The sequence below is a fragment of the Planosporangium mesophilum genome (assembly GCF_016863255.1).
In the GTDB taxonomy this organism is placed as follows: Bacteria; Actinomycetota; Actinomycetes; order Mycobacteriales; family Micromonosporaceae; genus Planosporangium; species Planosporangium mesophilum.
This window is the reverse complement of sequence record NZ_BOON01000061.1, coordinates 1-13115: the sequence shown is the minus strand read 5'-3', so window position 1 is coordinate 13115 and position 13115 is coordinate 1. Positions and strand designations below refer to the sequence as shown.

The window sequence follows — 13115 nt, the reverse complement described above, 5'->3', positions numbered from 1 at the left end:
CACCAAGGAGGCATGACGATGTTGATGCGTACCGATCCCTTCCGTGAGATCGACCGGCTGGCCGAGCAGTTCTTCGGCACCCCGGGGCGGCCGGCCGTCATGTACGCGGACGCGGAGCGGGAGGGCGACTGGTTCTACGTCCACTTCGACCTGCCCGGCGTCGATCCGGAGAGCATCGACCTCACGGTGGAGCGCAATGTGCTGACCGTGCGCGCCGAGCGCCAGCGCCCGCGGCGCCAGGGCGTCGAATCGGTCATCACCGAGCGTCCGATGGGGACGTTCAGCCGCCAGATGTTCCTCGGCGAGACGCTCGACACCGACCAGTTGGAGGCCAGCTACGAAGCCGGCGTCCTCACCCTCCGCATCCCGGTCGCTGAGCAGGCCAAGCCCCGCAAGATCGCCATCGCCAGCGGCGCCGGCCGCAGGGAGATCAACGCCTGACCTCGGGGTGAACCTCCACGATCCGCGCAAGGTGTCGTGTTTGCGGCCTCGGCTCGGCGGCACAGGGTGACACCTCGCGCGGATCGTGGAACGGGCGGGTCCGTACCGGAGTAAGGCCGGTAGGGCGGGGGTGCGGCCCGGTTGCTCGCCTGATTCGGGACAATTTTCTCCCTACGGTCATGGCATGGAAACGCTGTCCACCCTCGTGCCCGCCGTCACCGCCGGGTACGGCCACGCGAAGTCGATCCGGTTCCTCGACCATCTGATGGCGCGGGTCGGTGTCGACGGCCTCGTCGCCGCGCTGCGGTACCCGGAGCTGATGACGCTCGTGAACCTCCACGAGGCCGAGGTGCGCGACAGCGTCGCGCTGGACGCCGTCGGCGTCGAACCGGTCGCGCTGGCCGACTACGCGGCCGTGATCCTCGGCGACGCGATGCGTACCGGTCGCCTGCTGCCGGCCGATCCCGGCGAGGTGGACTGGTTGGACGCCGACTGGTACCTGCTGCGGCTCGTCGCGGTGTGCGCGGTCGCGATCGACTCCGACTGCCTGTGACGCGGCCGGCACTCTCCGCCTTCTGGGTGGGCACTCTTCATCCTTAAAGGCATCGACTCCTCCTTTAAGGCATCGACCGGCGCCATAGCGTTCCATCGACGTGTGCCAACGCTCGATACCGGTCTCCCGGTCATTGTGACGAGGATATTGCTTACGTCGCAGGGTGTCCGTGGAGAAGGGGGGCCATCTCCGGATGAGCGAACAGGCAGAAAACGATATCTTGCCATGATCCTGAAGGCGTTTCCGCGTGGGAGCACGGAAACGCCTTCAGGATCATGATGACTTTCCGCTTGCCGTAGCGCAGTAGCGCGTTCTTTCCGCCCGGACCGCACTCCGACGTCCGGCGTCTTCTCAACGGTTCATCCGCTTTCTGCCGTGCGCAGCGGAAACCGTCCGTCACACGTGGAGTCACGCGTGCCGGTCCGCCTGTGGCGCGGTTGGTCACATTGGGGGGATTACATGGTTTTGATTTCATCGCGATTGCGATGGGCGGCGCCTCTTGCCGTGCTTTCCGTCGCGGGCGCGACCGTCGTCGTGAACTCTTCCCGGCCCGCGAACGCCGAATCCGTGCGGGTCAGTACGTCCAGCGTCACCGGGTCGGACGGCACCGTCTTCACGGTCACCAACCATCTGGTGACCGGCGCGGTCTCCGGCACCGCCGAACCGCGCCGCCCCCGCGAGTGGCTCGTGGTGTGGGCCGGCGACCGCAACGTCGTCGACACCACCGGGGCGGACATCCGGAACGCCCCGCTGCGGGTCACCCCGGCGATGCTCCCGGCCGACCTCGGCGACGCGCTGCCCGGACCGGACTTCCTCGCGGTGATCGACGCGGACAGGGGTTCGCCGACCTACGGAAAGGTGGTCAACACCGCCACCGTGGGCCCGCTCGTGGAGAACGAGCCGCACCACATGCAGTACATCTACCACCGGGGCGACAAGATCTTCGCCGGCGGGCTCTTCTCGTCCGCGACGTACGTCTTCGACGTCGGCGCCCTGCCGGACGTGAAGCTGTCCGGCGTCACGCTGCCGACCGACACGGCCTGCGGCTCGGTGCCGGACGCCTACTGGGTACTGAGCGACCACACCGCCTACGGCACCTACATGGGCGGCCCCGTACTGCCGGGGCCCTGCGTCTACTCCAACGGGGCGATCCGGTTCGGCAACGGGTACGCCGGAACCCCCGGCGAGGTCGTGCGGATCGGTCCGAACGGCGCGGTACTGTCGCAGACCTCCGCAGCACAGGCGACGCCGGAGGATCCGGCCCGGTGCGTCTCCGTACCGCCGCTGCTCGCCGCCTCCTGCGCGAACCCGCACGGCATCCAGGTGCGCGAGGACCTGAACCGGATGGTGACCAGCGACTACGCGGAGCCGCGCGACATCCTCTTCGACCCGGTCAAGACGCCGTCCCCGTACGTCACCCGCAACACGGTACGGACCTGGGACATCGCCGACCGCAACGCGCCCCGGCTCGCCTCGGTCTCGGTCCTGCCGGACGGGCCGCGTACCGAGCGCAACCCGGCGCACGAGGAGAACAGCGCGGCGATGGAGACGACCGTGACGAACCTGCCCAACCATCGCGGCGCGTTCGTGGCGACGATGTGCGGCGGGGTCATCTACTACGCGCCCGACATCACCGTACCCAGGCCGGTGTGGCGGGAGGTCTTCGACGACACCACCGCAGCCAGGGCGATCGACCCTACGGTGACCGAGGGCGCGGGCTGCGACGGCGGCGGCTGGGTGCAGACCAGCCTGGACGACCGCTACCTGTACCACGCGGTGATCGGCCGGTCCCCGGGCTCGCAGAGTCCCACCGACGCTGGGTCGCCGAAGATGGTGTACGCGCTCGACATCAGCGCCCTGCTGGCCAGCGGCGGCAACCCGTCCTGCGCCATCGACGACATCCGCGAGGTCTACGACGGCGGCGCCGAGGCCGACTGCCCGAGGCTGGTGAGCACCCTGCCGGTCGACGACGTGACGACCGGCGGCCCGCACTGGGGCACCCTGGACAACTTCCGGCTCGGCGACGACGGGTACTTCCACGAGACCACCGACGTACGCCGGATCGCGATCTCGAACTACTTCGTGGCGCGCAGCGGCATCGACGGCAACCACAAGGTCTGCATGGTCGACGCCGACGCGGGCGGCCGGCTGTCGCTGGACACGTCGTTCCGGGACGAGAACGAGGGAACGGTGTGTGTCACCTTCAACCGGACGCACTGGCCGCACGGCGACCACGGGGCCGCCAAGCCGCACGCGGAACTGTTCGTGGTGGCCGACGATGACCTCCGCTGACAACGCGTTGATCCTGCTCGCCGCGGCGCCGGCGTGGGCGCACGAGGCACCCGCCGGCGGGCTCACCACTTGGGACGCCACGGTCGTGCGCTGCCTGATCCTCGTCGCCGGTGCGCTGGTCGGCGGGCTCGGGCTGCTGCGGCCGTTGACCGGGCCGGTGAACGCCGCGACGCGCCGGATCGCCGGCGTCGCCGCCGTCGTCGCGGCCGCGGGGCTGCTCCAGATGGCGTCCTCGGGCCGGGCGTCGTGGTGGGTGGCCGGCGCCCAGGCGCTCGTTCTCCCGGCGGTAGCCGCCGTCCTGGGTCGACCGGTCGTCGCGGCCGTCGGCGGTCTCGTCGTGACCGGGACCCTCGCGGTCGAGGCGGTCCCGGCGGGCGGGTGGGTGGTACTGGCCGTCGGGGTGGCGCATGCCGCGGCGGGGTCCGTCTGGGTTGCGGCGGCGACCGCGGTGGCGGCGGCCGACCCCGGTACCCGCGCGGCCCTGCTGCGGCGGCTCGCGCCGGTCGCCGTCGGCGCCGCCGTCCTGGTCGCGGCCACCGGCGCGGCACAGGCCCGGCTCGACGGCCTGCGCCCGGACGCCACGACCGTGGAGAGCGCGTACGGGCGGGTGGTCGCGCTCAAGGCCGTACTGCTGGCCGGGGCGGCCGGGCTCGGCCTGCTCGCCCATCGGCGACTGGTACGCCGCCGGCCGGCCCACCGGCGCGTGCCCGGCGGGCTCCCGGGGGCCTCGGCGCTCGGCCTGGCCGGTGCGCTCGTCGCGGGCGCGGCGCTGGCGGCGGTCGAGGCCCCGCCCGCGCCCCCGGTACCGGGTGTGCCGCTGCTGCGGTCGGTCGCCACCGGCACCACCCGGCTGCCGGTCGTCGTCGTGCCGCAGCGGCCGGGGTGGAACCTGGTACACGTGGGCGCGGTCGACGCCGCCGTCGGCGTGGACCGGAGCGCTCCGGTACCGGCCACGCCCCGGCCCGGCGTCACCGGCGGCTGGGCGGCCGTCCGGTTGCCGGTGGGCAAGAGCAGGCTGTGGGTCCGGCAGGGCGGCCGGCTGGCGTCGCTGCGCCTGGACACGGGAAGAACCGGCACCGGAAGAACCGGGACCGGACGAACCGGCACCGGAAGAACCGGGACCGCCGTGCCGACGGACGGCATCACCGGCCCGGACGGACCGGAGTGCGTGAGCGCGGTCCTCGGCTACCTGGCCGCCGGGCAGGACCGGACACCGGACACCTGCCCGGCCGACCGACTGGCCGATCGCGACGCGGCCTCGCTGCGCGCCCTCGTGGCGTTCCTCGCCGGCCGTGGGGTCCGTACGGTCACGGTGCTGGACGACCCCTCGCCCCGCTCCCGTACGGCCGCCGGGGTGGTCCGCGACGCGGCGGCGCTGCACGGGGTGGAGCTCACCCCGGCGCCCCGGCCGGACAGCACGGTCGTCGTCGTCTCCGGCTGGTCCGCGGGCGACGCGACGGTGCGCGGCGTGGCCAGGGGGGAGGTGCCCGGCGCCGGTACCTACCTGGCGCCGTGGCTGGCCAACGCCCGCCTGCTCGGGTACGGCTCCGGAGCCGTCGTGGCGCTCCGGTACGACCCGCGCGATCCGCTGCCGCTGCGGTACGCGAAGGCCCTGCGCGACGCGTTCGCCGGGGAACCGGCCACCGCCGCCGGGTACGAGAACTGGCTGGAGGCGGCCGGCGCCACGGCCGGCCCGGCGGCCGGCGCCGCGGCCGGGGGGCCGGTCCACCTGTACGCCGCCGCGACCGTCTCCTACCTGCCGGCGCAGTTCGCGCACGACCACGGCGTACGAGGGGGGTGGCTGCCCGGCGGTGCCATCACGAAGGTCACGCCGCCGCTGGTGGAGTGAGCAGCGGAGTAAGCGCGGAGCAAGTATCGGTGATCCGCGTTTGATCGGCGGCAACGGGGGAATCGCAAACCGGACATGAGTCTTCCGGAGGGTCTGCAGACGGTCGTGGTGACCGGGCAGTACCTGCACCCGGACGGCCGACCGTGTCGCGGCAGCGTACTCGTCGAGCCGGAGCCCGCCCAACTCAGCAGCGCCGAGCAGGGCCTCATCGTGCTCGGCCGGGCGGAGGCCCGGCTCGACGAGTCCGGCCGGTTCAGCCTCGAACTGCTCGCCACGGACGCCAAGGGGGTCACGCCGGCGGGCTGGACGTACCGGGTGACCGAGCGGTGGTCCGACGCCCCCAGCCGCACGTACTCCATGGAGCTGCCGGCGACCGAGCGGACCGTCAGCCTGGCCGCCGCGTCGCACGGGAACGGGGACGGCCGGCGCGGGGAGGTGACGGCATCCGGTCGTACCCAGCCGAGCGGCGGGGACGGGCGCGGCAGCGGCGTCCAGGTCCTGCCGCGGCCGGCGGACCCGCTGATCTACAACGCTCGCGAGCACGGCCTGGCCGGCGACGGGATCACCAACGACCAGCCGGCGCTGGCCGCGCTGGTCGACGCGGTCGGCGACGCGTACGAAGCCGACGGCCAGGGGCGCATCATCTACTGCCCGCCCGGCCGGTACTCGATCCGCGACGAGGGCACCCGGTGGCGCAGCGGGGTGTCGCTGGTCGGCGCCGGCCCGGGCGTGACCCGGTTCCTGCTGGCCAACCCCGGCAACCACGCCGACCCGACGCCGCTGGCCTTCTTCACCGCGGTGCAGCACGGCGCCAGTCGGGACAACCACCTGGCCGACTGCACGTTCGCGCGCTTCGAGATCGATGGCTCCGGGGTGGCGCTGTCGAAGTACAACGTGCTCGCCAAGGGGCTCGGCATGCAGTACATGCTGCGGGCCCGGTTCCGCGACCTGTACATCCACGACACCGGCGCCAGTGGCCTCGGCTGCGACCACCTGCAGGACACGATGATCGAGAGCGTGGTGGCCGAGCGCTGCGGCCGGCTCGGCAGCGGCGTGGAGATGGGCGGCGCCGGCATCGGCATCGGGATCGGCGGCTGGGGCGCGGTCGAACGCCTCACGATCGCCGACTGCACCGCCGTCGACAACGGCGCCAACGGGATCTTCGTCGAGATGCAGCAGCACCTGTGGCCGCCGCCCCTTGGCATCCGGATCATCGGCTGCCACGCCGAGGGCAACCGGTTCGGCATCTCCGACTGGGGCGCGGAGGGGCTGATCGTGTCGGCCTGCACGATGATCCGCAACCACGAGGCCGGGTACGACGTCTCGGCGCTCGGCACGTCGACCATTGCGGGGCGCGGCGGCATCGTGACCAACTGCGTCATCGACCGCAACGTCCGCGACGGCCTCGGGATCGGTAACACCCCAGGCCCGTACACCTTCACCGCGAACCGGATCAGCGGCAACGGCCGGTACGGGTACTGGCAGCACAACATCGGCGGCGGTAACGGCGAGCCGGCCGGAGACATCGCCCTGAACGGCAACGAGATCTGGGCCAACGCGCTGGACGGCATCCGGGTGGACGCGGCGCTCACCGATGGTGCCCTGGTCGACAACCGGATCCGCAACAACGGCAGGCGCTGCGAACCCGGCGTCTGCAGGGAGGCGGAGAACGTCAGCTACGGACCCGCGTCACTGTGCGACCCGAGCGCCGACTGGCTGCCGGACGGCCACCTCGGCAAGTGGCTGGCGGTGGGCACCGAGCGCGTGATCGTGATCGGCAACACCGCGACCGAACTGCGTCTGGCGCCCCGCAGCCCCGGCCAGACGACCGCGTGGACCGCCGACCCGCCGCCCCAGGGCGCGCCGTACCGGCTCGCGCACTCGCCCGCCACCCGCGCCGGTGTCACCCTGGCCGAGGTCGCGGAGCGGATGACCGTACGCGGCAACCGGGTCTGGGACAGCCAGCACCCGAAGACCCAGACGCACGGCTTCTGGATCACCGAACGGGGCAGGTGCGGGTACGGGTGGATCGAGGACAACAACTTCGAGGGCAACGCGGTCGAGGCCGCGCGCTTCGACAACAGCCCCGTCGGTGGCTGCTGGAGCCACAACCACGGGCTCGACGACCGTCCGTGACCGGCGGCGCCGACCGGTACGTACTGAATCCGCACGAGTTGCGGCGGGTGCGTTTCCGCCCTCCGGGCGGGGGTAGTCCGCGCCGGGGTCCACCACGAGGCCGTTCGTTCGGCCACGGCGAGTGTGAGGCGGGTGATGCCGACCCTCGAACAAGGTCTTTGCATCTGCCGTTCTCGGCCGTTCCCTTCGCGCTGCTACAGCGGTGGCCGCCCTCCACTGCAGGGTCGTACGCCGGACCCGGGCGACCGCGCCGGACACCGTAGGCGACGCCGGTCATGGTCGGATCGGTGGCGGTCGCGACGGGGCTGCGGGTGGGAATCGGTCGCGGGGTTGACGCCAAGGGGTCCGGTGATGGCAAACGAACCTGTCCTCACCGTCGGGGTATTCGGCTCGTACGGCGGGCGGAACCTCGGCGACGAGGCGATCCTCACGAGCGTGCTGGGCGACCTGCGGCGCCGCCGCCCCGACGCGCGGGTCGTGGTGTTCTCCCGGGAGCCCGAGCACACCCGCTGGGCATTCCCCGACGTCGAAGCCATCGGCTGGCAGGGGGTCATCCGCGAGCGGATGGCCCAGGTCCTGCGCCGGCTCGACCTGCTGGTCCTCGGCGGCGGCGGGATCCTGTACGACACCGAGGCCCGCCGGTACCTGCGTGTGGTCGCCGCGGCCCAGGAGTTCGGGGTGCCGGTCTTCGTGTACGCGCTGGGCGCCGGCCCGCTGACCGAGGATCTCGACTGCGGGATGGCCCGGAGCGTCCTGCAGCGCTGCCTGGAGATCACGGTGCGCGACGAGGAGTCGAAGCTCACCCTGGAGGAGGCCGGCCTGGGCTGCCCGGTGACGGTGACCGCCGATCCGGCGCTGCTGCTGGAGCCGGAGGAGTTTCCGGGTGACCCGGAGCGCGGCGAATGGGTGGTGCGCAACGGCCGGCGACTGGTCGGGATGAGCGTACGGGAGCCGGGGCGGGCCGCCCAGACCCTCGACGTCGACGCGTACCACCAGCTCCTGGCCCATCTCGGTGACTTCATGGTGCACCGGCTGGACGCGAACGTGGTGTTCGTGCCGATGGAGCGCCAGGACATCGGCCACGCGCACGCCGTGCTGTCGTACATGACCGCGGTGGACCAGTGCCGGGTGCTGCACGGCACCTACCGGCCCAGCGAGATCCTGGGCCTGATGCGCCACATCGACCTGGCCGTGGGCATGCGGCTGCACTTCCTGATCTTCGCCGCGATGACCGGCGTCCCGGTGCTCCCGCTGCCCTACGCCGGCAAGGTCTTCGACTTCGCCCAGCAGATCGGCGCGCCCGCGCTTCGCGGCGTGGTACGGGAGGCGTGCGGCCCGCTGATGGCCGCGGTGGACCGGTTGTGGGACGAGCGCCCGCTACGCGCGGGGGACATGGCGGTACGCCTGGCCGCGCTGCGCGAGCGCGCCACCGTGACCGGTGAGCGCCTCGGCGCGCACCTCGACCGGATCAAGCCGCCGCCGCTCGGCCCGGACGATCCGCGCCCGGTCGACAACCGCCCGGTCGACAACCGCCCGGTCGACAACCGCCCGGTCGAGAACCGCCCGGTCGACAACCGCCCGGTCGACAATCACCCGGTCGACAACCGCCCGGTGGACGAGGTGGCCGTCCTGGACAGCCACCCGGCGGCTCCAGCCCTCTCGCTCTACCCGATGGTGCACCAACTGGGCCGGTGATCCGTCAGCCGGTGATCCGTCAGCCGGGGTAGCTCAGCCCGTGCCCGAACGGGTAGAGGACGGTGGAGGGCGACTCCGCGGCGGGAATCGTGATCGGCAGGCGGCCGGTCGGGGAGACCTCGCCGAGCAGCACGCGGGTCAACGACTCCAGTCCGACCGCGGTGTAGCTGTAGGTGGCCAGGTAGGTGGGTACGGATGGGACGTACGCGATGTCGTACGGCTCGGCCACGGCCACCACGACGAGCTTCGTACCGGTGGCCTGCAGCGCCTCGACCAGCCGCCGCTGCTGCGGGTTGGACCGCAGCCCGTTGGTGGTGACCACGGTCAGTTCGTGGCTGCCGGCGGCCGCGACGGCGGCGTCGATCTGGGCCTGCGTCGGGCTGATCCCGGTGGTCAGAGCGTCGGTGGCCAGGCCGCGGCGGCCGAGGGTGGCGGCGAGGGTGGAGGTCGTGGCCACGCCCCAGCCGGTGACCAGGGTGGCAAGGCCCGGCCGGGCCGCCACGGGCAGCGTGGACCGGTCGTTGCGGACCAGGGTGGTGGTCCGGTCGGTGACAGCCTGGGAGACGGCCACGTGATCGGCGGTGCCGACGGTGGTCGACACCGTGGACTCGTCGACGTACGGGTTCGCCACGAGGCCGCGCTGGTACTTCAGGACCAGGATGCGCAGGACCGACTCGTTGACGCGGCGCTCGGTGAGCTCACCACCGCGCACCGCGGTCAGCACCGACCGGTACGCCAGGTCGAGGTCGGGCGGCATGAGCAACTGGTCCACGCCGGCCTTCAGCGCCAGGACCGGCACCCGGTCGTCGCCGTACTTCTGCCGTACCCCCGCCATCCCCAGCGAGTCGGTGACCACGACGCCGTCGTACTTGAGTTCCTTGCGCAGGATGCCGGTGACGATCGGCTGCGAGAGCGTCGCCGGGTCGCCGGACGGGTCCAGCGACGGCACCACGATGTGCGCGGTCATGATCGAGTCGATCTTCGCCGCGATCGCCGCGGCGAACGGCGGCCGGTCGAGCTGCTCCCACTGCTGCCGGGTGTGCCCGATCACCGGTATCCCGGTGTGGCTGTCCACATTGGTGTCACCGTGGCCGGGGAAGTGCTTCGCGGTGGCGATGATCCCGGCGCCCTGGTACCCGGTCACCGCCTCCTTGGTCAGCGTGGCGGCGAGGGTGGGGTCGGAGCTGAACGACCGGACCCCGATGACCGGGTTGGCCGGGTTGACGTTGACGTCGGCCACCGGCGCGTAGTCCTGGTTGATTCCCATCGCGCGCAGTTCCTGGCCGGTGATGGACGCGGCGGTCCGGGTGTCGGCGGTGCGGCGGTCGGCGCCGAGCGCCATGTTGCCCGGGAACTGGGTGGCCGGCGAGCCGATCCGGACGACGATGCCCTGCTCCTGGTCGGTGCCGACCAGCATCGGTACCGGTACGCGGGCCTTCGCCGCGGTGCGCTGGACGCCGTTGGACAGCGCCGCGATCTGGCCCGGGTTGTTGACGTTGTGCGACCAGGCGAAGTAGATGATGCCGCCCAGCTTGTACTTGTCGACGAGCGCTGCTGCGTTGTCGACGCCGTACGCCGAGCGGTTGGCCGCGACGTCCGCCGCGTCGGTGGTGTCCACGGTGGAGCCGTACGCGTACGTGACGAAGAGCTGGCCGACCTTCTCCTCGAGGTTCATCCGCGCCAGCGTGGCCAGCGCCCAGGCGCAGGCACGCAGGTCCGAGGGCCGATGGCAGCCGGGCAGCGGGGCGCGGTCGGCGGCAGAGGCCGAACCGGGGCCGACGGCGCCGAGGGCCACCGTGACGGCCGCGGCGATCAGCGCGGAGACGGTGCGGGCACTACGTGGATGCCACGACATGGGACCTCCCGGATGCGACGCCAACCACCGGCCATTATCTACGTCGCGCCCGGAAAAAAGTACCCGTCGATGAGAGTGAAGTGTGGAAATCTTTCGAACCCTGTCCCCTCTCGCGGGGAGAGGGGACAGGGGGAAGGCCGGCGTCAGCGGGGGGTCGTGACGCGTACCGGCCTCGACGGCGGGCCGACGTTCCCGGCGGCGTCACGGCCCCGCACCCAGAACGTGTACTGCCGTCCCGGTGTCAGGCCGGTCACCGCGAACCTGGTCGACGTGGTGCTACCCACCTTGACGACGGTGTCTCCGTACCGCTGCCACACGTCGTACCCGGCGATGCCGACGTTGTCGCTCGCCGGCGACCAGGAGAGCGTGACGCCGGTACGGGACGGCCGGCCCGCCGTCGCGGCACCGGGCGCGCCAGGTGCCACGGCGTCGGGTACCACCAGTTCGCTGATCGAGTTGGCCGGGAAGGTGCTGGTCAGGGCGCCGTTCTGGTCGAACGTGACGTCCGGGGCACGCACGATCGACGCCAGGTCCGCGCCGCTGTACCGGTACACCTGGCCGGTCCGGCCCGGCAGCGCGCCGGTGACGGTCAGCGGTGCGGTCAGATCGGTACCGGTCTTGTTGACCACCATCAGCGTCAACGCCCCGTCGCTGGAGCGGCGGGCGCCGTAGACCGCGAGCCGGCCCTGGTCGGTACTGGTCGACGAGACCGAGACGTCGCCGAACCGGCCGCCGTTGCCGTCGTAGTTCAGGTACATCCGGAACGCGTACGCGCCGGGGTCGGCCGACGACGGCGGCGCCCAGAGGGTGGCGAGGTCGGCACCCTCCCGACCGAGGATGCCCAGCACGTCGGCCTGGGTGAGGGCGCCGTTGAGCGAGCCCAGCGCGCCGAAGTTGTACTCGGTGATCGCGATCTTCGTCCCGGGGTAGTTGGCGGCGACCATCTGCCTCATCCGGGGGATCAGGTTCACCGGCTGGTTGATCCAGCTCTCGTCGGTGTACGTCGGGTCCCACAGGGTGCGGGTCTGGCGCAGCCGCAGCGCCTGGGTGGCGGCGTCGCCCGGGTCGCCGCTGGTGACCCCGCTGCCCTGCGGGTACCAGTGGTTGTCGAAGTAGTCGAGGATGCGGACGCCGTGCGCCTGCTCGTACGCCCTCATCTGGGCCAGGTACCACTCGGCGAACCCGACGCCGCCGTGCGCGGCCCGGTCCGGCGGGTTGCTCCAGCAGCCGGTCTTCGAGCAGGTCTGCTGGTCGTACCCGGACAGCGTCAGCGACGACCAGCCCCAGCCGACCGGGCCGAGGGTCTTCGCCGCCGGGTCGGCGGCCTTCACCGCGCCCGCGATCGCGTACGTGCGGTCGCGCATCTCGTCGTACGTGGCGCCGACGGGTGCGACGTCGCGGTGCGTGGAGAACCAGATGTCGGGCTCGTTGTCGAGGTTGTAGAACGCCACCCCGCCGTGCGCGGCGTCGCCGTACCGGCCGGCCAGGTGGCCCAGCCAGCCCTTGATGTACTCCGGTCCGATCTCGACGCTGGTGTCGTGGGGGTCGTTGCCGGTGATCTGGGTGCCGTCCGGCCGGACCCCGTTGCCGCAGTCCGGTGCCCACTGATCGGTGCTCTGCTGCGGCCCGTACGTCGCCACGCTGAAGCCGCACGCCTTCTCGCGGGCCTTCGGCGCCCAGCCGATGAGCGGGAGGGTGAGGATCGAGTCGGTACCGGTGCGCACGTCCTGGTCGACGAACTGGTCGGACTCGGACCCGTCCGGCAGCTTCGTGGGATCCGGGGTGTTGCCGGGGATGTTCTCGAAGAACCAGTCGGAGGCGCGGTTCGTCGTGTCCAGCAGGTAGTTGTAGCGCGTCGTGGCGTTGCCGCCCCACCGGCGGACCGGCAGGCGTAACTCCTTGGCCAGCGCCTCCTCGGCGAAGTTCATCCCGTACACGTACGCGCTGATCGGGTGGGTCGCGGCGGTCAGGTCGACGGCGAGGGAGAGGTCGGCGGCGCGGGCCACGCCGCCGGCGGTGGTGATCGTGCTGACGCCGACGAGCAGGCCGGCGCCGAGGGCGGCGAGCCGGCGGGTTCGTGGGAGTGGCATGACGGGGCCCTCCTTGACGGGCGACGGTGCCTGGCGGGGTGTCTCACAGCCCTTCGGGAGCGCTCCCACAGTCGACCGTAGTCACGTCATCGGTGACCGTCAATACGTTCGGGTCGGCGCGGCGGGTTGGCCGGGAGCAGCCTGAGGTGATCGGCCCCGATGCAACCTCCTTGCAACTAAGCGTGACCAATAGGCGTACCTGGA

7 protein-coding genes and 1 pseudogene are annotated in these 13115 nt (G+C 71.9%); 6 read left to right on the top strand and 2 right to left on the bottom strand.

What is annotated here, in order from left to right; translation table 11 throughout:
- Positions 1-18: 18 nt before the first annotated feature.
- From Pme01_RS27365 to Pme01_RS27340, 6 genes and pseudogenes are all read left to right on the top strand, one after another.
- Complete coding sequence (locus Pme01_RS27365; protein ID WP_168117461.1) at positions 19-441, top strand: Hsp20/alpha crystallin family protein; 423 nt, start codon at positions 19-21, stop codon at positions 439-441.
- 184 nt (positions 442-625) lie between these two features.
- A complete protein-coding gene (locus tag Pme01_RS27360; protein ID WP_168117445.1) occupies positions 626-994 on the top strand; it encodes a DUF6401 family natural product biosynthesis protein in 369 nt (122 codons plus the stop codon).
- Between the two features lie 567 nt (positions 995-1561).
- The gene (locus Pme01_RS27355) at positions 1562-3286 is read left to right on the top strand and encodes a hypothetical protein (RefSeq protein WP_203935909.1); all 1725 of its coding nucleotides are present in this window, start codon (positions 1562-1564) and stop codon (positions 3284-3286) included.
- Positions 3273-5135 (top strand): hypothetical protein, encoded by a 1863-nt coding sequence (locus tag Pme01_RS27350; protein ID WP_168117447.1) that lies wholly within the window; start codon positions 3273-3275, stop codon positions 5133-5135. The genes Pme01_RS27355 and Pme01_RS27350 overlap by 14 nt, the downstream gene beginning before the upstream one ends.
- 75 nt (positions 5136-5210) lie before the next feature.
- Positions 5211-7271 (top strand): right-handed parallel beta-helix repeat-containing protein, encoded by a 2061-nt coding sequence (locus tag Pme01_RS27345; protein ID WP_168117448.1) that lies wholly within the window; start codon positions 5211-5213, stop codon positions 7269-7271.
- A gap of 351 nt (positions 7272-7622) precedes the next feature.
- A pseudogene (locus Pme01_RS27340) lies at positions 7623-8744 on the top strand (polysaccharide pyruvyl transferase family protein); the annotation flags it as partial.
- Between the two features lie 241 nt (positions 8745-8985).
- Here the strand turns inward: Pme01_RS27340 and Pme01_RS27335 are convergent.
- The gene (locus Pme01_RS27335; RefSeq protein ID WP_168117450.1) at positions 8986-10821 is read right to left on the bottom strand and encodes a glycoside hydrolase family 3 protein; all 1836 of its coding nucleotides are present in this window, start codon (positions 10819-10821) and stop codon (positions 8986-8988) included.
- A gap of 143 nt (positions 10822-10964) precedes the next feature.
- Positions 10965-12911 (bottom strand): glycoside hydrolase family 44 protein, encoded by a 1947-nt coding sequence (locus tag Pme01_RS27330; protein WP_168117451.1) that lies wholly within the window; start codon positions 12909-12911, stop codon positions 10965-10967.
- Positions 12912-13115 lie beyond the last annotated feature (204 nt).

Coding starts and splice junctions, on each gene's coding strand:
- Pme01_RS27365 (WP_168117461.1), top strand. CDS start 19: ATGTTGATGCGTACCGATCCCTTCCGTGAGATCGACCGGCTGGCCGAG.
- Pme01_RS27360 (WP_168117445.1), top strand. CDS start 626: ATGGAAACGCTGTCCACCCTCGTGCCCGCCGTCACCGCCGGGTACGGC.
- Pme01_RS27350 (WP_168117447.1), top strand. CDS start 3,273: ATGACCTCCGCTGACAACGCGTTGATCCTGCTCGCCGCGGCGCCGGCG.
- Pme01_RS27345 (WP_168117448.1), top strand. CDS start 5,211: ATGAGTCTTCCGGAGGGTCTGCAGACGGTCGTGGTGACCGGGCAGTAC.
- Pme01_RS27335 (WP_168117450.1), bottom strand. CDS start 10,821: ATGTCGTGGCATCCACGTAGTGCCCGCACCGTCTCCGCGCTGATCGCC.
- Pme01_RS27330 (WP_168117451.1), bottom strand. CDS start 12,911: ATGCCACTCCCACGAACCCGCCGGCTCGCCGCCCTCGGCGCCGGCCTG.